This window comes from Streptomyces sp. SLBN-118, assembly GCF_006715635.1.
Lineage (GTDB): Bacteria > Actinomycetota > Actinomycetes > Streptomycetales > Streptomycetaceae > Streptomyces.
Genome location: NZ_VFNP01000001.1, coordinates 3,022,763 through 3,046,727, shown reverse-complemented (window position 1 = coordinate 3,046,727; position 23,965 = coordinate 3,022,763). Strand labels below are relative to the sequence as shown.

The 23,965-nt window shown below is 67.4% G+C and carries 18 protein-coding genes; 13 read left to right on the top strand and 5 right to left on the bottom strand.

What is annotated here, in order from left to right; translation table 11 throughout:
• Window positions 1–228 precede the first annotated feature (228 nt).
• The gene (locus tag FBY35_RS13690; protein ID WP_142214073.1) at window positions 229–2,946 is read right to left on the bottom strand and encodes an FG-GAP-like repeat-containing protein; all 2,718 of its coding nucleotides are present in this window, start codon (window positions 2,944–2,946) and stop codon (window positions 229–231) included.
• An 804-nt stretch (window positions 2,947–3,750) separates the two neighbouring features.
• Here FBY35_RS13690 and FBY35_RS13685 point away from each other — a divergent pair.
• Window positions 3,751–4,335 (top strand): hypothetical protein, encoded by a 585-nt coding sequence (locus FBY35_RS13685; protein WP_142214072.1) that lies wholly within the window; start codon window positions 3,751–3,753, stop codon window positions 4,333–4,335.
• 31 nt (window positions 4,336–4,366) lie between these two features.
• Here the strand turns inward: FBY35_RS13685 and FBY35_RS13680 are convergent, their stop codons facing one another.
• Window positions 4,367–4,873, bottom strand: a complete 507-nt coding sequence (locus FBY35_RS13680; protein ID WP_260848606.1) for a hypothetical protein — start codon at window positions 4,871–4,873, stop codon at window positions 4,367–4,369.
• A gap of 299 nt (window positions 4,874–5,172) precedes the next feature.
• Here FBY35_RS13680 and FBY35_RS13675 point away from each other — a divergent pair, with 299 nt between their 5' ends.
• The 3 genes from FBY35_RS13675 to FBY35_RS13665 all read left to right on the top strand — a co-directional run bounded on the left by FBY35_RS13675 (window position 5,173) and on the right by FBY35_RS13665 (window position 15,216).
• A complete protein-coding gene (locus tag FBY35_RS13675; protein WP_142214071.1) occupies window positions 5,173–13,788 on the top strand; it encodes a DNRLRE domain-containing protein in 8,616 nt (2,871 codons plus the stop codon).
• 81 nt (window positions 13,789–13,869) lie between these two features.
• Window positions 13,870–14,340 carry a hypothetical protein gene (locus FBY35_RS13670; protein ID WP_142214070.1) on the top strand — a complete coding sequence of 157 codons (471 nt, stop codon included), beginning with the start codon at window positions 13,870–13,872 and terminating at the stop codon, window positions 14,338–14,340.
• Window positions 14,341–14,679: 339 nt separating this feature from the next.
• Window positions 14,680–15,216, top strand: a complete 537-nt coding sequence (locus tag FBY35_RS13665) for a hypothetical protein (protein WP_142214069.1) — start codon at window positions 14,680–14,682, stop codon at window positions 15,214–15,216.
• A gap of 158 nt (window positions 15,217–15,374) precedes the next feature.
• On the opposite strand, the gene FBY35_RS13660 is transcribed toward FBY35_RS13665, so the two are convergent.
• Together FBY35_RS13660 and FBY35_RS13655 are read right to left on the bottom strand one after the other, a co-directional pair.
• Window positions 15,375–15,674: a DUF397 domain-containing protein gene (locus FBY35_RS13660; RefSeq protein WP_142214068.1), complete on the bottom strand. Its 300-nt coding sequence runs from the start codon at window positions 15,672–15,674 to the stop codon at window positions 15,375–15,377.
• On the bottom strand, window positions 15,655–16,509 hold the full coding sequence (locus FBY35_RS13655) for a helix-turn-helix transcriptional regulator (RefSeq protein WP_142214067.1): 855 nt from the start codon (window positions 16,507–16,509) through the stop codon (window positions 15,655–15,657). Before FBY35_RS13655 ends, FBY35_RS13660 begins: the two co-directional genes overlap by 20 nt.
• A gap of 195 nt (window positions 16,510–16,704) precedes the next feature.
• Here FBY35_RS13655 and FBY35_RS13650 point away from each other — a divergent pair, with 195 nt between their 5' ends.
• From FBY35_RS13650 to FBY35_RS13610, 9 genes are all read left to right on the top strand, one after another.
• Window positions 16,705–16,908: a hypothetical protein gene (locus FBY35_RS13650; protein ID WP_142214066.1), complete on the top strand. Its 204-nt coding sequence runs from the start codon at window positions 16,705–16,707 to the stop codon at window positions 16,906–16,908.
• The gene (locus FBY35_RS13645; protein WP_142214065.1) at window positions 16,908–17,318 is read left to right on the top strand and encodes an ATP-binding protein; all 411 of its coding nucleotides are present in this window, start codon (window positions 16,908–16,910) and stop codon (window positions 17,316–17,318) included. The genes FBY35_RS13650 and FBY35_RS13645 overlap by 1 nt, the downstream gene beginning before the upstream one ends.
• A 45-nt stretch (window positions 17,319–17,363) precedes the next feature.
• Entirely contained in the window at window positions 17,364–17,696 is a 333-nt protein-coding gene (locus tag FBY35_RS13640; protein ID WP_142214064.1) for a hypothetical protein, read from the top strand.
• A gap of 150 nt (window positions 17,697–17,846) precedes the next feature.
• Window positions 17,847–18,797 (top strand): L,D-transpeptidase, encoded by a 951-nt coding sequence (locus FBY35_RS13635; protein ID WP_260848605.1) that lies wholly within the window; start codon window positions 17,847–17,849, stop codon window positions 18,795–18,797.
• 95 nt (window positions 18,798–18,892) lie between these two features.
• Complete coding sequence (locus FBY35_RS13630; protein ID WP_142214063.1) at window positions 18,893–19,345, top strand: hypothetical protein; 453 nt, start codon at window positions 18,893–18,895, stop codon at window positions 19,343–19,345.
• Between the two features lie 70 nt (window positions 19,346–19,415).
• Entirely contained in the window at window positions 19,416–19,976 is a 561-nt protein-coding gene (locus FBY35_RS13625; RefSeq protein ID WP_142214062.1) for an RNA polymerase sigma factor, read from the top strand.
• A gap of 3 nt (window positions 19,977–19,979) precedes the next feature.
• A complete protein-coding gene (locus tag FBY35_RS13620) occupies window positions 19,980–20,729 on the top strand; it encodes a hypothetical protein (protein WP_142214061.1) in 750 nt (249 codons plus the stop codon).
• Between the two features lie 314 nt (window positions 20,730–21,043).
• Window positions 21,044–21,808: an RNA polymerase sigma factor gene (locus FBY35_RS13615; RefSeq protein WP_142214060.1), complete on the top strand. Its 765-nt coding sequence runs from the start codon at window positions 21,044–21,046 to the stop codon at window positions 21,806–21,808.
• On the top strand, window positions 21,808–22,782 hold the full coding sequence (locus tag FBY35_RS13610) for a hypothetical protein (protein WP_142214059.1): 975 nt from the start codon (window positions 21,808–21,810) through the stop codon (window positions 22,780–22,782). The genes FBY35_RS13615 and FBY35_RS13610 overlap by 1 nt, the downstream gene beginning before the upstream one ends.
• A 199-nt stretch (window positions 22,783–22,981) precedes the next feature.
• Here FBY35_RS13610 and FBY35_RS13605 read toward each other — a convergent pair whose 3' ends face one another.
• A complete protein-coding gene (locus tag FBY35_RS13605) occupies window positions 22,982–23,833 on the bottom strand; it encodes a L,D-transpeptidase family protein (RefSeq protein WP_142214058.1) in 852 nt (283 codons plus the stop codon).
• Window positions 23,834–23,965: the final 132 nt, after the last annotated feature.

The window sequence follows — 23,965 nt, the reverse complement described above, 5'->3', positions numbered from 1 at the left end:
ACACCGGTGTCTTCGCGCCGGATCCGCAGGCGTGGGAAGGGCTGGGCGATCGGTGGCTGGTTCACCCCGATCGGCAATCTCCCCATCCCGTGCGGGACCGGCGTCGACAACGTGTTGAAGTCGCCGGTGACGGCGGAGCCGAGCTTCCGCTGACCAGGCGGTAGGCACGAAGGCGGCCGGGGTCCCATTTTCCCGGGACCCCGGCCGCTGGGGGAAGGCGGTCGGCCGCTACGGGGTGAGCAGCCGGCCGATCCCGACGCCATTGGGTGCGTCGAGCGTCGTGGTGCCGTAGTAGACGCCCGAGGAGGGGACGATGCCGGAGGTGCTGCTGTTGTCGACCTGGAGGATCGTGCCGTTGTTGGCGTCCTCGCCGTCCGCGCCGAGGGCGAATTCGGCCCTGCTGTAGCCGGACAGGTCGGCCAGCGTGACGGCCGAGCCGAGCCGGTCGTTGGGCTCGGTGGTACCCGGCATGCCTGTGGTGTCCTGGTGGTACGCGACCGAACCGGTGGCAGTCATGCCCGTGGCGGAGCCGGGGATCAGGATGACCATGCCGGCGTTGGACTGGTTGACGCCACCGCGGGTCAGGTCCTCGCCGGGCAGGCCGGTGAGGATGTCGGCGTAGCCGTCGAGGTCGACGTCGCCGACGGAGACCGAGGCGCCCATCGTGTCACCGGTCTCGTCGGAGTCGGGGATGCCGGTGGTGGCCTGACTGAAGGTCTTCCGGCCGTCCTTGGTCAGCCCGGTGGGCGAGCCGAGCACCGTGGCGACCGCGCCGCCCTTGGCGAGATGGCCGGACTCGGTGGCGTTGGGCTGGCCGATCGCGAGGTCGTCGTACCCGTCCCCGTTGATGTCACCCACGGCGAGCGAACGGCCGCCGCGCGGGTAGAGGAGGCCGACCCGCTCCAGACCGTTGGGCGAGCCCTTGAGCGCGAGGATCCGGCCGACACCCGACGAGTCGCGGTAGGTGATCGCCGCATCCGCGTAGCCGTCGCCGTTGAAGTCGCCGCTTCCGGCGGAGGCGAAGGAGACCACCGAGGTGTTCGCGGTGTCGCTCAGCCAGCCCGCCTTCGTCGCATAGGTGGGGTTCTTGGACTCGAACATCCACCAGCGGCCCGGCACTCCGGGAGCGACGGAGAGGACATCGGCGGTGCCGTCGGCGTTGAAGTCGCCCACGGCGACGGCGGTGCCGAGCTTGTCACCGCTCACGCGGTAGGCGGGGGACGTCATATAACTGACGCCGGAATCGAGCCCGGGGCCGTTCAGGACGGTCACCGAACCGGTGTCGGTGTGGCCGGACTCGTCGTCCTCGCCGGGTGTACCCACGACCAGATCGGCGTAACCGTCGCCGTTGTAGTCGCCCCAGGCGGAGGTGGTGCCGAACTGGTCACCGCTCTCGTTCGTACCCGGCACGCCCGTGCCGTTCTGGTCGATGGACTTCCGGACGGTGGTGCTCGGTCCGTCGGTGGTGCCCGGCAGAACGGTGACCCCGCCCGCGCTGCTCGCGACCTTGGGCAGGCCCGCGACCAGGTCGGTGATGCCGTCGCGGTTGAAGTCGGCGGTCGGGATCGCGGAGTTGCGGCCCGGACCGGCGGCGAAGTCGCGGATGGAGGGGAGCTTGGCGTACAGGTTCTTGCCGGGGCAGGCGGTCGCGTAGGCGTCGCGGTGTCCGGAGATCACCTTCATGGTGGCCTGCTGGCCCTCGGTGTACTTGCCGGTGTTGCCCTGGGCGGTCAGCGTGACCGTGCCCTGCGGGTCGCCGCCGTACTGGCCGAGCTTCCAGGCGGCCACCCGGGCCGCCGCCTGCAGCGCGGCCTTCGTCGGCTTTCCGGCCGGCTTTCCGGTCGCGGGGTCGCCCTCGAAGTCACCGAGGAAGGAGATGGCGGTGGAGTAGCTGTTGAAGCCGTAGGTGTGGGCGCCCTTGACGGGCAGGTCGATGCCGCCGCCGCGGCCCTCGAAGATCTGGCCGCACTTGTCGACCAGGAAGTTGTAGCCCAGGTCGTTCCAGCCCTCGGACTGGATGTGGTACGTCATGATGCCGCGGACCAGGGCGGCCGACTCGGCGCAGCTGTAGTTGTTCGAGCCGACGGTGTGGTGGATGAAGACCGCCTGGATCTTCTCGATGTACTCGGCCGGGTCGTCGACCATCGACTCGTCGGCACCCCACTGGGCGCGGCTGATGATGGGCGGCTGCCTGACCGTCGACGGCAGCGGAACCGGCTTGGTGGCGGTGGGCGTCGGCGTGACGCTGTCCGTCGGGGTCGGCGACGCGGTGTCGGTGGGCGTGGCCGTGTCCGCCGGCGTCGCGGTCTCGGTGGCCGTGGCGGTGTCCGTCGGGGACGCCGACACCATGGGGATGCCGGTGTCCGACGCGGTGGCGGAGGGGGACCCCTCCACCGCGAACGCCGCGTTGTCCATGGCGGGGGCGGGCGTGCTCAGCATCGCCGCCGGCGCGGCGGGGTTCTTCGCCTCGGCCTTGCTCACTCCGGGGTCGACCATGTGCAGCTTCAGACCCTTGGGCAGGGTCTTGTTCCCGTCCACCCGTACCTGCACGGCAGTGGACGGACCCACCCACAGTGGCTCGGAGGCGCCACGCCCCCCAGCGGCCTCGGAACCGTCAGGGGCATCCTCCGAGTTCAGCTCCAGCGTCTGCCAGCCGCTCCACTTGCCGGTCTCCACGCTGCGCGTACGCACCTGCGCGAGGCCCTCGGGCTTGACGGAGGCGTTGTCCCAGCCGATACCGATCAGCGAGAACGGCTCGGTGGTGGTCGACGGCAGCTCCCGGTCGGTGGCCGTGCCCTTGGCGAGCGCGATCGAGCGCAGCTTGGCGGCTCGCTCATTCTGCCGCGGCGGCTCCGGTGTATGGGACGGATTGGCCGTGGCCACCGTGACCACACCCGCACCACCCAGGACGACGGCACCGAGCGTCAGCCATGCTCTTCGTTTCATGCTCAACGGTCGGTAGGCATGCGACTTGCGCGGGCTCAAATGCCCCACCCCTCAGGAGAGTTCAATTCACTTACGGCTCACTTGTCACATCGGCGGCCTGCTTCACCCAGCGCCCGCGGGTGCCGAAACGTCACACGGGCCAGCGTTTGTGATCGAGGTCACGGTGGGGGTCGCGGCGTGGCGGGCACTTCCCCCGTACACGTGGCGCGGCCGAACGCACCCGAGACTGTAGCGCTTTGTGCGTGTTTGCCACGGATGGCGAGTGTGCAGTCGGTCGCGGGCAGCCAGTACGACTCGGCTGGACACTCCGGACGCCTGCAAAGCGGGCGCGGACGCCTTCGTCCTCGCGGGAATCCTCGACATCGTGGCCGTGCTGCTGGCGATACTCGTCGTCCGCAGGCTGACGCGCATGCGGAACGTCAAGGCGGTGCACAGGGAGGAGCAGGCGGCCTTGAAGGACGCCGCGGTGTGGGCCCGCCCGGGGGTGCGCGGGCCCACACCAGTCTTGGGTCGCGGCGGTCCCAACAGGGCGCTCTGCAGGCCGAGTTCCAGGTGGCCAGAATGTAACAGAGTTGTGGCGCATATGTGCGTGATCGGCTTGCGAATGTGTTTCGGATCAGATCGCCAAGACTGTGGCGGCCGGGGTGCCGGAAGGAGTACTTTTTCGCCAAGCGGCCCGCGGCTGTACCGGGGGACCTTTCTTCCGATTCCTGGAAAGAATGGGGATTCCCGGCCGGCGGAGTGACGCATTCGAGCCACGGGGCGCAGTAAGAGGAAGTACTGCGTCCGCGATGGGAGGCGTCCGTGGCGTCGAAGAGCCTGAGGCAACTGATCGCACAGGCGGATGAGCGAGGCCTGGCCGCGAGCGGGCTCGCCTGCCTGGACCGCTGCCTGCCCCTGCTCGCGTCCGAGGCCGATGCGCTGCGTCCGCTGTGGGCGGGCCTGGTGGAAGGCGAGGAGGACTGGTCGGAACGGCTCGCCGAGGCCAGAGCCACCATGGAGGACGCCGCCGTCGAGGACGAAACCGCGGCCCTCGTACGTCAGATGCTCGGCGCCGCGCCTTCGGAGTGGGAAGTGGACCCGCTGCGGGAATGGGCGGACGACTGCTCCGTCGCCGCGCTCGAACTCCACAACCGCTTCGACGTGGGCTCGGGCGCCGACGAGCCCGCGGCGGCCGATGTCGTCGACGTGCTCAAGCGCTGCCGTGAGGGAGAGCCGGACGGGGCGGGCCCGCTCGTCGCCGGTGAGCTGCGCCGCCAGATCCAGATCCTGGAAATCCTGGCCGACGCACAGGGCGGCGTCGGGCTGCGCCAGGCGCTGGATGTGTCGATCGAGGGGCAGCGCGTGCTGCGCGCGGTCGTCTCGCGACGGGCGCGCGTCAAGCGCTGAGCGCACGGGGGTTGGAGGGCGAGCCCCGGGTTCAGTGCCGGCCGGCGGGCAGTTCTCCGGTGCAGGTGGCTCGCCCGTAGCTGCCGAACGCGGTGGCGAGCTGTACGTGCTTGCCGCGGATGGCGAGTGAGCAACTGGCCTGGCCGCCCTTCTCGTCCAGGACAAGACCGATGGTCGGCGCCTTGCCGAGCGGTACCTGGACCGTCTTCTTCCAGGGCAGCACAACGCGCTTCTCCACGGTCGCCTTGCCCGACTCGCTGCGCGCGAGGTACGAGAGTTCGGCCGTGCCCTTTCCGGTCACCTCGTAGGTCACCTCGGCGGTCGGGACGGCGCGCGGCTTGGGCTTCTCGTCGGTGTTGAGGAAGCCGTACCCGATGAGCCCGCCACAGGCGAGCAGCGCCACGGCGGCGATGGCCAGGCCGCGCCGGTCGGGGCGCCCGCCCTTGTCGGCGTCTGCCGGGCTCGCCGGTTCAGTTGATTCAGCGGACGCAGTGGATACGGCGGATTCAGCGGGTTCGACGGATTCAGGTGATTCCATGGACGGCATGAGGGACCGGCTTTCGGTGAATTGACTGACTCGGAACCGGGCGTTTATACACGACGCGGCCCGTCGGGCGCGAGTGAGTGGAAGAAACGGGCGAATCGACCCTCTTTTCAGGGGTCAACTGTCCTGAATGTCCCGGGGGTTGACTGGGCGTCACCCAAGCGATTAGAAACACGCCGCCACAGCCGTGAACTGCCAGTTCTCGGCTGTGGAGCCATGAGTCACGCCGACCGGAAACCTCCGGGTCGGCTCATTCGGCGTGCCTGTTTCGCATGCGGCGAATTGGCCCGCCGATGCGAAAGGGCATTGAGGTGAAAGTTCCGTACAGGAGATATATCTCCTGTCTGGTGGTCTCGGCGGTGGCGGGAACGCTGCTGCCGCAGGTCGCTTATGCGGCCCCGGCGTCGTCGTCGAATGACGACGGCAAGGGGATCGTCGATACCGTCAAGGGCTGGTTCTCGGACGACGACGAAGAGGCCGGCAAGCCGCCCGTCGGCGGGAAGCTCGAGATACCGAGCCGCGAGAAGCTGCCGAAGGGCAAGAAGCTTCCGAAGGCGAAGCGGGTCAAGGAGCTGACCGAACGGCGCACGCCGCAGGCGCGGTTCTGGCAGATGTCGGACGGCCGGGTGGAGGCGGAGCTGTCGGCTGTTCCGGTCTCGTACAAGTCCGGGAAGTCCTGGAAGCCCATTGACACGGAGCTCAGGCCGACGATGGCGAAGGGTTTCGACTTCGCCAACACGGCGAACACGGGCGAGAGCTGGTTCGGCTCCGACGCCGAGAAGCTGCTGCGTTTCGGGGCGCCGAACGGCCGCTCGGTCACGATGGGTCTGAAGGGTGCCGGCAAGTCGCTGAAGCCGCAGGCCAAGGGCGAGACCGTCACGTACAAGGACGCTGTTTCCGGCGCGGATCTGCAGTACGTGGTGGGCCGGGGACAGGTCAAGGAGAACATCGTTCTGGAGGCGGCTCCGGCCGGCCCGGTTTCGTACACCTTCACGCTGAACACCGACGGCCTGACGCCGAAGGCTCGCAAGGACGGTTCCGTCGCGCTGTTCGGTGAGCTCCCGAACACTCCGGTGATGGTGATCCCGGCGCCGTACATGACGGACGCCAAGAAGACGCCCCTTTCACCCACCGGTGGTACGTACTCCACCAAGGTTTCTCAGAAGCTCACCCGGGACGGGAAGAACTGGAAGCTGACGCTCACGCCGGACGCCAAGTGGCTCGCGGCGAAGGAGCGTCAGTACCCGGTCGTCATCGACCCGACCATCACCATCGCGCCGTCGCCGACGACCTCGCAGGACACGATGGTCCTGTCCGACCAGCCGTCGGTGAACTTCAACACCACGTGGAAGCTGTCGGCCGGCAAGACGGACACGGGCATCGCCCGCTCACTGATCCAGTTCCCGCTGAGTGAGATCCCGGCGGGCGTCAAGGTCGATGCCGCGCGGCTGTCGATGTACTACGACCAGTCGCACACCACCAACGGCAACGCGGTGACCATCGAGGCGCACCGGGCGACTGGTGCGTGGACCGAGTCGGGCGCGACTTGGTCCAACACCAGTGCGCTGGTGGGTGAGCTGTCCGGCACCACCGTCCAGCAGGACGACGGGGACACCGGCACGGCGGCGGTCGGCGAGTGGCCGGGAGGCACCACCACCGGTGGGGCTGCGACCAATGACGATTTCGCCTACAACAAGAACGCGCTGACGGGCGAGAAGTACACCTGGCAGCCGCAGGTCCCGGAGACCGACTCCTACCGGGTGGATGTGCACTACCCGGCGGCCTCCGACGCGGCCACGGCAGCCCCGTACACCGTCACGTACAACGGTGGCACCAAGAACTACACGGTCAACCAGACCGGGACCGGCGGGGTCTGGAAGACCCTGGACGCCGCCGAGTACAGCTTCGCCAAGGGCAACGCGGGCAAGATCGTGCTGGGTGACACCGGCAGTTCGACCACGCGCACCCTGGCGGACTCGGTCCGGCTGGTGAACCCGGCCCAGATCGTGAAGCCCATCGGCAAGTACAACCTGTGGCACGACTTCCCGGTCGCCGACACCGTCCAGAAGTGGGTGTCCGGCACCGCCCCGAACTACGGGTTCGTGCTGAAGGCCATCGATGAGTCAGGCACTGCGCCGACCGGTGGCCCGCGCTACGAGGCGGGCGACGGCAACACCTACGGCGGCGAGACCTCGACCATTCCGCGCCTGACGGTCACCTACGGCAAGGTCGGCACAGCGCTGGACTCCCCGACCGTAGTGCACGGCACGGGCCCGGAGCTGTCCTGGCCGGCATACGTCAACACGGGTGGCGCGGCGAACGACGACATCGTCGAGTACCAGCTGCACCGCTCCACGCAGCAGGTCTTCACGCCGTCGGCGGCGACGCTGATCGCGCCGATCCCCGCGACCGCGACCACGTACACGGACACCACCGCGGTGCCGACCCCGGACTCCAGCTCCTCGGAGATCGGCAAGTCGTACTTCTACCAGCTGGCGGTCAAGACCAAGGGCGGTGAGCTGCTCGGGTCGCCGACCCGGGTGGTGGGCATCCCGAAGGCCGGCCGGACGATGAAGATCATCCAGGCGGGTCAGACGGACACCACGCTGTCCTCGCAGCAGCCGACGACGAACCAGGACGCGATCCAGTCCTTCGGCGTGGGTCAGACGTGGCTGAGCGTCGGCAACAACTCCACCACGTACGGCAAGACGCGTGCGGTGCTGAAGTTCCCCACTACCGGCATTCCGTCCACTGCGACGGTGCTGGAGAACAAGATGTACATGTGGGGGGCGGAGACGACCAGCACCACCAATGGTGCGATCTACGAACTCCACGCGCTGACGCGGGACTTCACCGAAACCCAGGCCACCTGGAACAACGCCACTTCCACCACCGCGTGGACGACGGCGGGCGGCGACATGTCCGCCACCGTCTCGGACACCGTCCCGCAGATCACGGACGAGGTCGGCCGCCACTGGTGGGACGCCACCGGCCTGATGCAGTCCTGGGTGACCACGCCCGCCAACAACAAGGGCGTGGCCGTCAAGCTGAAGGACGAGACGACCACCGGTCCGCAGGAGCGCACTCTGTTCCTGTCGTCGGAGGCCTCCGACCCGCAGCTGCGCCCGTACATGCAGGTCATCTACGTCGACTCGACGACCGAGGACACGTACTACGCGCCGCAGACGCCGGCCCGGATGACCCCGAACTCCCAGTACACGGTGGACTTCACGGTCACCAACACCACCGCGACCGCGTGGGCCGCGGGTGAGCGGCAGCTGTCGTACACCTGGAAGCTGCCCGACGGCACGGACATGACCAACGGCGGCAACCAGCTGTCGACGGCCATCCCGGCGCTGCTGCCGGGCAAGTCCGCGACCATCCAGGCGCAGGTCAAGACCCCCATCAACTCGGACAACGGCTCCAAGCGCACCGAGTACGTACTGGGTTGGGACGTCCGCAAGATCTCGGACGGCAGCTGGCTGTCGGCCGGCACGGGCGCCATTCCGTCGCTGAAGCAGAACGTCGCGGTGGAGGACCCGACCTCCAACACGCTCGGCCTGGAGAAGTTCTACACGTACACCGGCCAGAACACGGGCGCCGGTTCGACGATGATGAACAACCTGGCGTCCGGCAACAGCGTCTGGTCGTACAACGCGTTCAACAACCCGGGTCGAGGGGTGAACACCTTCGCGAGGTTCGCGTACAACTCGCTGGACACGAGCGACACCGTGCTGGGTGCGGGCTGGTCCGGTCAGGGCTCCGGTCCGATCCGGCTGGGCGCGCCCCTGGACTTCCACCCGAACCCGAACCCGACCGAGGTCAAGCTCCCGGACGGCGACGGCACCACCCACATCTTCCGCTGGGACAGCGCCAACTCGGTGTGGAAGGCGCCGGCCGGTGTGCACTACAAGCTGGCCGCCAAGGCGGGTCTGGACTGCAAGCCCTCGAAGGACCCGGTCCCGGACGCCTGGACCATGACCCGTCCGGACGGGACGCGCTTCCTGTACGGATGCGACGGCTACCTCACGTCGATCATCGACCAGAACGGCAACACCCAGTCGTTCACCTATGAGGAACGCAAGTCCAACAACAAGCCGACCAAGTTCCTCAAGTACATCACCGACCCGGCCGGGCGTCAGTCGCTTACCGTGACCTACTTCAACAAGGGTGACGCGTCCTACGACTACATCGACGCCACCGGCGCCAAAGTCTCCGGCACCAACCTGACCAACTCGAAGATCTACGACCACGTGAAGTCCATGACGGACATCTCGGGCCGGAAGATCTCCTTCTACTACACGGACAAGGGCCTGCTGGGGCAGTTCACCGACGGTGACGGCTCCGCTCAGCCCAAGGTGTTCAAGTTCACCTACGACGCCACGCAAGGGAACAAGAACGTCAAGCTGGTCAAGATCACCGACCCGCGCGGCAACGCCACCAACATGGCGTACTACGCTCCGCAGACAGGTGACGACCCGAAGTACCACTGGTGGACGAAGACGATCACCGATCGCCTTCAGGGCACCACGGGCTTCGCCTACGCCGCCGACGCGGGCAACGCTGAGTTCACCGACACCACGGTCACCGACGCCGAGAACCACGCGTCGACCTACGTGACGGACGACTTCGCCCGCCCGGTCCAGGTCACCAATGCCAGGTCCCAGAAGACCAAGCTGTCGTGGGACGCGGACAACAACGTCACCTACCTCGAAGAGGCCAACGGTGCCAAGACCGCGTACTGCTACGACCAGAAGACCGGCTACCCGCTCTGGCAGCGCGACGCGGAGAACAACAAGGCCGGCGTCCCGCCGTCCTCGGACTGCGCCCCGGGCACGTACCCGGCCAACGCGCAGAAGTACGAGTACCAGACCCGTCTGGACGGATACTCCGCCGACCTCTTCAAGAAGACGTCACCCGAGGGCCGTACCTGGCAGTTCGGATATGACAGCTTCGGCAACCTGAAGACGGTCACCGACCCCAAGGGTGTCGCAACCCCGACGGCCGGGGACTACACCACCGCTTATGAGTACGACGCTTACGGTGAGCTGACCAAGGCGACCGACGCCAACGGCAATCCGACGACCAACAGCAACTTCGGTCCCACCGGCTACCCCTCGACGATCACCGATGCGCTGAACAAGGCAACCGCGTACGTCTATGACGAGCGCGGACAGGTCACTCAGGTCACCGACGCGCTGAGCAAGAAGACCACGCAGACGTACGACACGTTCGGACGTCCGTTGGTCAAGACGGTGCCCAAGGACCAGAACGCCGGCGTGCTCATCACCACCCCGGCCCCGGTCTACGACGCCAATGACAATGTCACCCAGTCCAGTGCGACCAACAGCGCCGTGTACACGGCGGAGTACGACGCGGCCGACCGGGTCACGGCCACGATCGACCCGAAGGACACCACGTCGTCCGAGGAGCGGAAGACGCTCTACACGTACGACAAGGTCGGCAACGTCAAGTCCACAACGGAGCCGAAGGGCACACTGACCACAGCGAACGCCAACGACTTCAAGACCAGCAACTACTACGACGAGATCTACCAGCTGACGTCGGTCGTCGACGCCGCCGGTGACACGCTCTCGTACGCCTACGACAACGTGGGCAATGTCACGACGGTCGCCGACCCGAAGAAGAACGCGAGCGCCGACCCGAACGACTTCACCACCAAAACCGACTACGACCTGAACCACCGGCCGACAGTCGTCACCGACGCCGCGGGCAAGACCACCAAGAAGTCCTACGACAAGGACTCTCTGGTCGTCTCCACCACGGACCCGGAGAACAACACCACGTTCCACACCTATGACGAGCGTGGCAAGAAGATCGAGTCCAGGGTCCCGCACGACGGAACCTCGACCATCACGTACCGGACGAAGAAGTACGAGTACGACCAGGTCGGCAACACGACCAAGGTCATCACTCCTCGAGGAGTGAACACGGCCGCGGCCGACGACTTCACCTCGGAGACGACGTACGACGCGCTGAACCGTCCGTCGAAGGAGTACCTGCCGTACGACCCGGCGGACGCCCGCTACAACAAGCGGGTCTACAGCGAGACCATGTACGACGCGGTCGGCCGCGTCGCCAAGTCCTCGCTGCCGCCGTCGGAGGGCCAGACGGTCCGCAACGACACCACGTACTCGTACTTCGACAACGGCTGGACCAAGTCGTCGACGGACCCGTGGGACATTGTCACGGCATACGATTACGACGCGCTGGGCAAGCAGACCGCTCGGACGCTCACGTCGGCGGGTGGCTCGTCCAGCCGCACCATGAGCTGGACATACTTCCCGGACGGAAAGCTGAAGTCCAAGTCGGACGATGGGGTTCCGGTCGGCAGCGCGGTCGCGCTGGTCGACAACTCGGATAGCCAGAACACGTCCGCCACGGGCACCTGGACCAAGGGAAGCGTCACCGGGCAACAGGGCTACGACCACCAGGTCCACGCCGCCGGCACCGGCACCGATGCATTCACATGGACCCTGAACATCCCCAAGGACGGCACCTACACCGCGTATGTGAAGTTCCCGCAGGTGACGGGCGCGGCCACGGCGGCAAAGTACACCGTCACCGACTCCGTCGGGGCGACGACCGACAAGACGCTCGACCAGAACGCCAATACGGGTAACTGGATCTCGCTCGGTTCGTACAGCCTCAAGCAGGGCAATGCGGCCAAGCTCCAACTGTTCCAGAACAGCGGGGGTGCGGTAGTCGCCGACGGTGTGAAGCTGGTCCGGGACAACTCCGGCGACAGCGATACGGAGAAGCACAACTTCTCCTACGTCTACGACGCCAACGGCAACTTGACCTCGATCGGCGACACGTCGGCCGGAGCCAAGATCGACGCCTACACGGTCGCCTACACCGGTCTCAACGAGGTCGCCAAGGTCACCGAGGCACTGGCGGGTCAGGACAAGGAGACCACTTCCTACACCTACGATGCCAACAGCCAGCCGGACACCGTCACCCACCCTGATCAGTACTCCAAGTACACCTACGACATCAGGGAGTTGACAAAGTCCGTCTCGGTCGGCAAGTCGGCCACCGACGCCTCGCCCAAGGTCACCAGCTTCACCTATACCGACCGCAGCCAGAAGCTCAAGGAGACCAAGGGCAACGGCAACACGGTCGACTACACCTACTTCCTCGACGGTGCGCTGAAGAGCACCACCGAGAAGAAGGCAACCGGCACGCTCGTCGCGTCGCACACCTACGCCTATGACGCCAACGGCAACAAGGCGCAGGACGTCGCGAAGAAGATGAACGCCGACAACCACGCGGCGTACCTCGATTCCACGACGGACTACACCTACGACCCGGTCGACCGGATCTCCCAGGCGGTCAAGACGGGCAACGGCGCTGGCACGGAAACGTACGTCCACGACGACAACGCCAACGTCATCAGCCAGACGGTCAGGGGCACGCCGACGGCGTTCACCTACGACCGCAACCGTCTGCAGAGCGCGTCCATATCGGGCGCTTCCATCAGTTACAACTACGACCCGTTCGGGCGGCTGGACACGGCCACCTCCGGGACCTCGGTGGTCGAGCGCAATGTCTACGACGGCTTCGACCACGTCGTGGAGCACACCGCCCTCAACAGCACAACGAAGTACACCTTCGACCCGTTGGACCGCACCCAGTCGATGACCGTTGGTGGCAAGACCACCGACTACACCTACCTGGGGTTGGGCAATGAGGTGCTGGCCGAGGAGGTCGCAGGCCAGCTGACCAAGTCGTACCAGTACAGCCCGTGGGGTCAGCGTCTCTCCCAGATCACGCACAAGAGTGACGGGACGGAGGAGGACGGCTACTACGGCTACGACAGCCACAGTGATGTCGACACGGTGACCACCAAGGACGGTGACACCAAGGCCACATACGGCTACACCGCCTACGGCAGCGACGACGACTCCGAGTTCACGGGTGTCGACAAGCCCGACCCCGCTGACCCGACAAAGGAGGCGTACAACCCCTACCGCTTCAACGCCAAGCGCTGGGACGCCAACTCCGGCACGTACGACATGGGCTTCCGGGACTACGACCCGGGACTCAACCGCTTCACCACCAGGGACATGTACAACGGCGCCCTCGCCGACATGAACCTCAGCAGTGACGCGCTCACCGGCAACCGGTACGCCTTCGCAGGCGGCAACCCCATCAGTCGGATTGAGCTCGACGGGCACGGCTGGTGCGACTGGTGCTCCGACGCGGCGGACGCCACGGGCGACTGGCTGTCGGAGAACGCGGACACCATCGGTGACATCGGCGGTGACCTCGGGTCGATGCTGCTCGGAGCCGGCGGCATGATCGGTGGCGGGGCCGCGATGATCCTGGGCGGTGCCGAGTGCATCGCGCTGGGCATCGAGACCCTCGGCCTCGGATGCGTGCTCGGCGGTGCCACGGCGGTCGCGGGCTTCGGCCTGATGGCCGAGTCGGCCATGGCCTTCGCGAACAGCGCGGGTGACTTGGGCAAGGACCTCGGGAACCTGCGCAGCACCGAGGAGGGGTCGAGTTCCGGCTCGGCGAAGGACCCCGGGGCGCAGAATCCCGATGTCACCTGGAAGACCGAAGAATACGACGGATGGCAGCACACCATGGACCGCCACCGCATTGGCGGTAAGGAATACGACGCAGAAGAAAAGGGTGCATTCATCGGCAAGGAAAGGAAGATCAAGCAGTGGATTCAGGACGTCGTCAAGAATAACCCGGCGAAGAACAATACGGATGGCAGGGACGGATACGTCTATGAGGGCCGGGTGAATGCCGGAGTCGACGGCGTAGGAATTCTCAGCAACAAGCAGAGTCAGGGTCTGGGGACCAACAGGGCCTACGGAATCAGGGTTATTCTTAACCCTGATGGAAGCCTGAGGACTGCTCACCCGATTCCGTGATAGCGTAGCGTCCGCCCACGCCGGACGGAATATATTTTCCGTCCGGCGTGGGCGGCGATTTCTTTGACCAATTGGAGAGAAATGTTTCTGGTTGAGTTCGACCGGGGTTCCATGCGGGAGCTGTCCGAGGGGCAGGTTGCCAAGGTGGGGACCACCAGCGAGATGAACCTGCGTTACGGCTATTTCGAGACGGACATCAACTTCGCCGTCCAGGGCAGGGATCCCGAAGTGTTCCGAGGGATCCCCTTGGTCGACTTCATGTTCTGCCTGCTGCTCTCAGCTCGCGAAATCCGCCAGGGCGAATCCGGCAGGATCAGCTTCACCGAAAATGACCGAGTGCTCGGATTCACGCCGACCGCTCCCGGTTCGATCGAATTGGTTGTCACCAATTCTTGGGACTCCCAGGTGGGCAACTGCGAGGTGAGCGAATTTCTGGCGGCCGTTTCCCGTTTCGTCGATGAGGGACTTGAATTCATCGTGGAGCGGTATTCGCTGTTCGCGAACAACCCAACTTACCGAAAGCTGACGGGCCTCCGGGCCGAATTGATCTGACATGCGGAGTCTCAAGGCAGAAAGCTCCGGCGAGCGCCTTTCTGACTCGGGGATTCGTGAACGAACTTGAGGATGACCTTCATTCATTCGGAATCCATATGATCTCCTGAGAGCAGCTCGGCGCTGAGCAGCGCCGGTCCGGATGGGGCGTGGGGCTCCTGGGCCTGACAGCGGCGATCGTGGTTTTAAGGGGCGTGTCTTAAGGCTGGGAACCCCTGAATTGGGATCTGCCATGGGGGTCTGTCAAACGAACGGCCCTGTCTGGGTGTGTCCCGCGGACAGATAGAGCCGGAGTTCGTCCCATTGGAATCAGTGGCCTGAGCGCGTGGAGGGGTGCACATGGAGTGGGTTGATCGCCTGGTGGCGGCGACGTGTTGGAGCACGGAACCCGGCAAACTCGACTGGTCCAGCACCGAAAGGGTGCTCGGCACCCCTCTGCCGGCTGATTTCAAGGAACTGCGTCGGCGCTTCCCGGAGTGGGGCGCCTTCAGCGACCACGTTCTGGTGCTGGAGGCGCAAGGGGATACGGAGTCGGTGCTCGCCAATCACGAGTCCTTGCTCAGGTCCGTGCGGGGAAACCCCGACAATCGGCGGATGTTCGAACCGTTCGGGATCCTCGGGGCGAGCGACGAGAGCGACGGCAAGGGCCTTGTCCAGTGGGGGTATTCACTCATCGAGGAGGAGTACTACTGGCTGGTCGACACCTCGGTGGATTCGTCGACGTGGCCCGTGGTGGCGCGAGTGGACCCGCTGGAGCCTTTCCAGCGTCTCGACATGACCGCCTCGGAATTTGTCTACCGTGTGCTCACGGAATCGGAGTTCTCCCCCTTCGGTGTCGCGGCGACGATTGAGACGCCCTATTACCGGGCCTTCTGAGCCGACGGGCTCGTCTGAACCGGGGTGAATGTCATGACGGACGAGGTGCAGTCTGCACTGGTCACAGGCGTGCGAGAGCTCGTCGGATGCGAAGCCTCGGTCCTGGCTGTCGAGCTGAGGCAGGGGAAGGCGCTGCTTCGGTTGACGAGCCGCCGGGCTCATGGAGTCGACGACGCCCGGACCTCCTTGAGGGACGTGACGAAGGACGTCCAGGCGGGGGCCGTGAGGGTGAGGATCGGGCCGTGGGGGCGCTTGGAGTCGCGGACGGGGACGATGCCCGTGTGGGCGTCGCAGACCTCGACGCAGTCGCCGCCGTCGCCGTTGCTGTAGGTGCTCTTGCGCCAGCTGGCCGCGCCTGGGAACGCCTCGGCGACCTCGACACAGTTGCCGCCGGTGCCGTTGCTGTAACTGCTCTTGCGCCAGACGGCGGTGCTCAAGTCAGTCGCGATGCTTGCCATATCGGTCATCCTCAGCCGCTTGGTCGATCAGGGCGAGGGACGCCTCCGGAGGCAGCGCGGCGGCCCTGAGCAGATCGTACGATCTGCGGTACTCCTCAACGAGGGCCGGATCGTCGACGGTGTCCCCGCTGTGCTGCGACTCCAAGTAGACCAGCGGCGGGGCGTCGGGGAAAGCCATAATTGTGGCTGCGCCCATCATCAGCGGGTGTGCCCCGCAGTTCCACGGAAGAATCTGTGGAACGATCCGTCGCCGCCGCGCCAACGCCGCTATGCGCTCGAGTTGTTCGGCCGACTCCTTCGGAGGCAGGATCGGCTGCCGCAGCAACACTTCGGGCAGGATCGCCCAGTACACGGGCGTCTTGTGGTTGTCCTCGAAAAGGTGGGCTCGTGCCATCCGCGCGCTGACCTTCTCCTCCACCTCTTCGTCCAGCGCGAGGGGCATCGCTGCCCGGACCAGTGCCCGCGCGTACGCGTCCGTCTGCAACAGCCCCGGAATCAGGGTCGGACACCACTCCTCGATGGACTTCGCGTGCTTCTCCGCCTCCAGTACGCGCTCGAAGTAGCTCGCGTGACCTCGCCTCTTCGCCTTCCGCACGTCCTCGCAGCGCCGCTTGAAGAAGCCGTCCGTCCCCAGCACCTTGTCCACGTGCTCGGCCAGTTCCGCCGGCATGCGGCGCGCGCCGCGTTCGATCTCGCTGAGGTGGCTGGGGCCGTAGAAGCTGCCTTCGACCAGTTCCTGGAGAGTGAGTCCGGCCTCCTCACGTTTCCAGCGCAACTCCTTGCCGTAGAAGGTGGGGACGCTTGCCGACCCGTCGATGTCCTTGCGCTGTCCCATCGTTCACCGCCCTTGGTGCCGTTACCGCCCGTTTCCCGGCGTGTCCGCCCGAGTCCCCGCAATTCCCGCGTCGTACCAACTTCATGCCGCATACGTGCAGTTCAGGGCCGGGAGCCCGAACCTCTTTCACGGTACGGGGCGCCACGTCAGGGTGTGAGCAGTTCGTCACAGAGCGCACTGGAAGGTGTGACCCCCATGCACGACCACCCCGACGTACAGGACTGCTCCGAGGAGCTGCGGGCGGCCCTCGCAGCCCACGGCATCACGCTGCCCTCCCTCGGCATCGATCTTCCGACCTTCGCCGCCCGCTACCGCACCCCGCCCCTCATCGCGCTGGGCAACTGCAACCTGGCCACCGCCCGCGCCTTGGTCGACGCCCTGCGCAAGGGAGTTGCGTGATGCGTCCACCGCTCACCCTGGAACTGCTCGCCACGCCGAAGGAGGTGTCCGAGGTCCGCCGGGCGCTGCGCGCGTACATGGGCGGGCCCTGCGACGACCTCCAGCTGTGCGCCAGCGAGCTCATCACGAACGTGGTCCGCCATCTCGGGGAGGGCGTCCCCGTGAGGGTCCGTGTGGTCTGTGAGCAGGGTCGTACGCGACTGGAAGTCACCGACCCCGATCCCCGGGCCCTGCCCGTCCTGTGCAAGGCCGCAGACGATGACGAGACGGGCCGCGGCCTCGCCCTGCTCGACGCCCTGACTCTGCGGTGGGGTGTGGAGCAGGGCCCAAACAGAAAGACCGTGTGGTGCGAGATGCGCGGCATGCATGACGGTTCGCGAGGAATGGTCGCAGGTGTGATCGGAAGCTGATCACGGTCAGTGCGCACGGATGTGCAGGCGCAATACTGTCGCCGTATGGCGAAGACCCGGATTTTGATCAGCCTCGACCTCGAGGATGCCGAGCGCATCAGGGCGGTCGCCGCCGAGAATGGCCTCGGCATCTCCGCGTTTCTGGTCATGGCGGGACGCAAGGAGGCTGCCCGGCGGGCGCGGATAGCGGAGTCCTTCGCCGACATCGATGCCGCGATCGCCGAGGTGGAGGCGGAGGCGGACACGCTTCCCTGGCCGCCCGACGGCGACGTCGAGACGGAGGATATGTTGCGCATCGAGGCGGAGATCGCTGCGGCCCGTGCCGCGTACGCCGCGCGCCGACGCGGGGCCGCCGACCGTCGAGTCGAGTCGGCCTGAGGTGGGCGACGGCGCATGTCGAGTGCCGGAAGAATTCGGCTACTTGGCTATGAAAATGTATTTGCCCGAAACATCCGTCGGGTTCGTATTCAGGCGTCGACCTGATATAAACCGGCCATACTTCGCCGTGCCGATCCCGGCCGTCGCGTCTTGCCCATCACCCTGAAGGGTTACTTCGTGCTGCCCTCGTCCCGTACCTTCTCCGCCGCACTGGCTGCCACCGGCGCGATATTCCTGGCCACGGCCTGCGGGCACCAGGGCAAGGACGCCCCGGCCGCCGACGCTGCCGCGGCCTCCGCTTCCAGCGTGACGTCGGACGCGTCCGCCTCCTCCGACTCTCCGGGCGCTTCCGCCTCCGCGGCCGCCTCGGTGTCCGCTTCCCCGTCCACCTCCGCCTCGGCCTCCGCTTCCGCGAAGCCGTCCGGCAGTGCCAAGCCTGCCCCCAGTGGCTCCCGCAGCGCGGCGGGCAGCGGTACGGGGACGGCTCAGGCCGCCCCGACGGCACACGCCCCCAACTTCCCCGTGCGCGTCGACGTGGCCAATGCCACGCAGGTCATCACCGTGAAGGCCAGCGGCTCGTACGCGACGGTCACGGCTTGGGCCAAGGGTTCGTCCGGGTGGAAGTCCGTCATCTCCGCCAGCGGCCGGGTCGGATCGAACGGCATTGTCGACGGGTCCACCCGCCGGCAGGGCACCTACACCACGCCGGCGGGCACGTACACCATCACCGAGGGCTTCGGAGTCGAGTCCGGCGGCACGAGCATGCCGTACACGCGGGTCAACAGCAGCCACTGGTGGGTGGAGGACCCGCAGTCGAAGTTCTACAACCAGATGCACACCGCGGCGGGGGCCGACTTCCCGCTCACCGAGACCGGTGACCGCGGCAGTGAGCACCTCATCAACTACCCGACCCAGTACGCCAAGGCCCTGGTCATCAACTTCAACCGCTGGCCCGCCACGCCCGGCCGCGGCGCCGGGATCTTCCTGCATGTCAACGGCAAGGGCGCGACCGCGGGTTGCGTGTCGGTGCCGCGCTCGACCATGGACCGGATCATGGCCTGGATCCAGCCCGGCGCCCACCCGCGCATCGCCATCGGCTGACGCACCGGTCAGCGCTGCACTGCCCGAACTCCTATGTGAGAAGCGTCACTTCCGGGCACCGTGATGTTCTGCGTCCGCATGTCGCTTGGTCATACATGGATACGGACTTTGGAGTGCTGCCCAGCGCTGCCGACATGCGCGCGTACGTCGCCGGGGTCGTCGACCGCCTCACGCAGCGCGGCAGGCTGCCGCTCGACTACTCCGTCACCAGCCTGCGGCTCGTCGACTTCATGGTGGACGGGGTACGGCGCGGCCGTCCGGACATCGGGCACGTCGCTGGGCTGCTCCAGGGACTCGGGGCGTACACGGGAGAGGTGATCGTCCGGCGGGCCGGCGCGCACTGGGTGGACTTCGGAGCGGAGCAGCGGGAGTTGTTCGGGCAGCCGCTGGGCGTCCGGATGCCCGACGGGCGCGTGTGGAATCCGCTCGGCAAGGTCGTCAACCGTTTCGAGCTGGGCGGTCCCGAGGAGTCGGTGCAGCGCCTCTATCTGCTGTTGCACGGGCGGGCCCGCAGGGCCGCCAACTCGGGGGCCGCCTGCGGAAGGTGACGTTTTTCGGTCTCCGTACGCAGAGTTGTTGGAACACGTGCCAGAGGGGCGCAGGTACGGAGAGGGAAATGTGGGGGCGCACGACACGGAACTCGGGGCTGCCGTCGAGCGGGCGCAGCAGGGTGACGAGGATGCCTTCGCCGTCGCGTACCGGCTGGTGCAGCCCGGACTGATCGGGTACGTCCGAGGGCTCGTCGGTGACGAAGCCGAGGACGTGGCCGCCGATGCGTGGCTGGAGATCGCCCGTGACCTCGGCCGTTTCCGGGGGGACGGTGCGGGGTTCCGGGGCTGGACCGCGACGATTGCCCGGCACCGCGCCCTGGATCATCTGCGCAGGCAGAAGCGTCGTCCGCGTACCTCCTTGCTGGAGCAGGACGTGCTGGACCTTCCGGGCGGGCAGGACACGGCCGCCGCGGCGCTCGAAACGCTCTCCACCGAGCGGGCTCTCGCGTTGATCGGCCGACTGCCCCGCGAGCAGGCGGAGGCCGTACTGCTGCGTGTGGTCGTCGGGCTCGACGGGCCGGCGTCGGCACGGGTCCTGGGCAAGCGCCCCGGCGCCGTACGCACCGCGGCGCACCGCGGACTGAAAGGACTGGCGGAGCTACTGGCCAGGGCATACGCCGAAGGATGAGGGATGAAACCCGAACGACAGGACCCGCGCACACCCGAGCTCGAAGGGTTGCTCGGGTCGGCGCGCCGGCCCGGTACGCCCGATGCCGGAGCCGAGGAGAGGGCGCTCCAGGCGTTCCGGGAGGCGCGCGACGAGGGCCTGTTGACGAGACGGGTGCGGTGGCGGCGGAGCCGGGACGACTGGCGGCCGGCCGGTGTGCGGCACCGGGCACGGGCGTTCAGGGCGCTGGTGGCGGGTGTTGCCGCGGCCGTTGCTTTCGGCGGGGTTGCGGTCGCGGCCGGGAAGGGTGCGATCACTTCGCCGTTCGGGGGCGGCGCGGGGCCGGAGCCGGTACGAAGCGCGCCCTCGGAACCGGGTTCCGACGAGGAACGGTCCCGCGAACGGCGCGAGGCAGGAACCCCCGAGAGCCCGGTGCGTCCGACGACGCCGTCCGCGGACGCGGCTCCCCATGGACGTCCCGCCACCGCGAAGGACACGGTCGCGCACTGCCGCGTCCATCTGGCGGCCGATGCGCGACGGGGTACACCGCCCCGGGGTGCGGCCCTGGCCCGACTGGAAGAAGTCGCGGGCGGCCCGGAGTTCGTTCGGGCCTACTGCGAGCGGCTGTTGGAGGGTGAGATGTCCGACACCCGGCCGAACCCTGCGGACGGGAAGCGGGACGGGAAGCCGGACGGGAAGCCGGACGTGAGTCCGGACATCGAGCCCGCGAAGGGGCAGCCCTCGCAGAAGCAGGGGAAGCCGGGCACCGGGTGAGCGGCCGGTGCGGACGGCCGCGACATACCCGGAGGCCCGCCGCCGCTGACCGGCTGGTCCTGGATGTGAAAGGACGACCGGGGCCGCCACCCCCCACAGGAGAGGCCCCGGTCGTCGCTGGCCGGGGCCGCAGAGCGGCCCCGTACTTCTCTCAGCGCCGTGCGTGCGTTTTCTGTCACACCCCGCTGTGGCAGCATGCTGTTGCGGGTTGGACAAAATGTGGACGCGGCCGGGTGCAAGCACGTAGCGTGCTGATTCGCGCAGGGTGGCGCGGCAGTGGTGACCAGCTGCGATTCGGGACAGGGTATGGGGTAGTGCTGGGGGACGACGCGGAGTTGACCACCGCGGTGCTCGCGGCTCAGGACGGGGACGAAAACGCCTTCCGGACTGTGTACCGCGCTGTGCACCCGCGGCTGCTCGGATATGTACGCACCTTGGTCGGCGACCCGGATGCCGAGGACGTCGCCTCCGAGGCCTGGCTCCAGATAGCCCGGGACCTCGATCGGTTCAGCGGCGACGCCGACCGTTTTCGAGGCTGGGCCGCACGGATCGCCCGTAACCGCGCCCTCGACCACATCCGCATGCGCGGCCGCCGCCCCGCCGTGGGCGGCGACGAGACCGAACTGACGGGCAAGCCCGCCGAGTCGGACACCGCGGACGAGGCCATGGAGGCGCTCGCCACCGGCAGCACCATGGCGCTGATCGCCCAGCTGCCGCAGGACCAGGCCGAGGCCGTCGTCCTGCGCGTCGTCGTCGGTCTCGACGCGAAGAGCGCGGCCAGGACGCTGGGCAAGCGGCCCGGAGCCGTACGGACGGCAGCGCACCGCGGGCTGAAGCGTCTCGCTGAACTGCTGGGCGCGGACGGCGAGGACTATGCGGACTTCATGGACAGTCAGGACGATGCAGACAGTCGGGACTCTCCGAATGATTCGAACGGCTCGAACGGTTCGAACGGTTCGGCCCCCGATGAGCGTGGCCCGGATCTGAACGGTGTACCGCCGCAGCGCGGCCGTCGGCCGGGCGCGTCGGCGCCCGCCGGTGTGACGCAATCACGTCTGCGGACGCAGAAGGACATGTGATGGCCGACGAGCAGTACGAGTGGCTTGACAGGGAAGCGGCGGAGCGGATTCTGCGCGGCGAACCGGTCGAGGCCTCGGACGAGCACGCCCGGATTCAGGCCGCACGACTCGCCCGCGCGCTGTACGAGGCGGGCCGGACCGAGTCTCCCCACTCTGCCGCCGACGGCGAAATGCCCGGTGAGGCAGCCGCCCTGGCCGCGTTCCGCAAGGCCAGGGCAGACGCCGCGAAGCCCGCCGCGGACGGGTTCGGGACGGTACAGCTTGCTCCTTCGCACCGGCGCCCCTCGCGCGCCAAGCGGTGGAGCCGTCCTGTGCGCTTCGGACTGGTCGCCGCGGTGGCCGGTTGCGCGCTCGGCGGCGCCGCCGTCGCCGCGACGGCCGGCTTGCTGCCCAGTCCCTTCAGCGGCGATCCGCTGCCCGCGTCCTCCGTCACGGCGGCCGCGACCCCCGAGCCGCTGGAGTCCGACTCGCCCGCCGGCGGGGGAGCGGTGGCTCCTCCGTACACCCCGGGATCACCGAGCAGCCCGCAGGACTCGCCCTCGCCGAGCGACGGGGCCGGGGCGCCGGACCCCACTGCCGGAGGCGCTGACGGCGACTCGGGCCTCCAGGGCGACGGGGACAAGTCCCGTCAGCAACACGAAGAGTGGTACCGCAAGACGGTGGAAGCCTGCCGTGACTACCGCAGCGGCCACATCGACCCGGAGCGCAAGCGGCGGCTTGAGGCCGCGGCCAAGGGCGTGGCCCGTGTGGACCGCTTCTGCGACCGCCTGCTGGGCGGAGACGTCCAGGGGAGCGGGGACGGCAGCGGCGCAAGCGGCAGTGACAGCGGCAGCGACGACAGCGGCGGTGGCGACGGGAAGCCTTCCGGCGGCAGCCAGTCCGGCAGCGGATCCCTGCCACCCGTCACCTGGACGCCCCAGCCGTCCGAAAGTGTTCCCTCGCTCTCGGGCGCCGCGAGCTTGAGTGCCATCTGACCTGCGCTTCATCGCCCGGGTCGAGTTTCGGACTCGCCAGGTGTGACGTTTTTTGGGCCTGTGACGCAGTAGAAAGTGAGCCGACTGGTCATCGGCTGCGCCAGAGTCGGGGTTCCCCCCGTACCTACGACTCGGCGCACATGGCGCGGGCGGGACACGTTCCCCCGGTCCCGCCCGCGCCCCTTGATCACTGAACTTCTCACCAGTAGATGACGACCTTGTCGCCGTTGTGGACCTGCGCGAACAGCGCGGAGATCGCTCCCTTGTCCCGGACATTGACGCAGCCGTGCGACGCGCCGTTGTAGCCACGCGCAGCGAAGTCCGCGGAGTAGTGCACCGCTTGACCGCCACTGAAGAACATCGCGTACGGCATGGACGTGTGGTAGAGCGTCGAGACGTGGTCCCGGGACTTCTGGAACACACTGAACGAGCCCTCGCGGGTCGGCGTGTACTGCGAGCCGAAGCGCACGTCCATCGTCGACCGCACCTTGCCGTCGATCACCCAGGAGAGAGTGCGGGTGGTCTTGCTGACGCACATCACCCGGCCCGTCATACAGCGCGGATCCAGCTTCGCCGCCGGCTTGTTGACCGTCTTGCCCGCCAGTTCGTCGCGCGTCGGCTTCTTCGTCATACCGAGCAGCCGCTGCCAGGTCACGGTGTCCGTGTCGCCGGTCGTCGGCAGCCCCCGCTTGCCCTGGAAACCCTTGACCGAGGCGACCGTCACCGGACCGTAGGTGCCGGTCGGGGTGTCGTCGAACCAGCCGATCTGGGCCAGCCTGGCCTGCAGTTCACGCACCTGCTCACTCTTGGTCCCGCTCGCCATCAGTACCTCGGGCTTCGAGGTCGCGGACTCACTCGGCGTGCCACTGGGCTTCGCCGACGGCGTGGCCTGGTCCGGCGCGGACGGTGTGCCGGTGCCCGGCGCGGTCGCCGTGCTCCCCGCCTTCGAGTCGGCCGGGCGGCCGGTCGCGGCCTGTGCGGTGCAGCCCGCGGTCACGGCGAGCACCGCGGCCGCGGCGAGTGATCTGCGAATGACGATGTTCCGAAGCATGTCGCCCCCCTGTATCTCATGTGCCTCATGAGACAGATTCCCGCCCTGCTCGGTTGCGCTTTCCCGCGCATTATGGGGAGGAAGCTGTGCGGAGATTTGTGAGCAAGGTCCCAGCGCGGGGCACTCCACCCG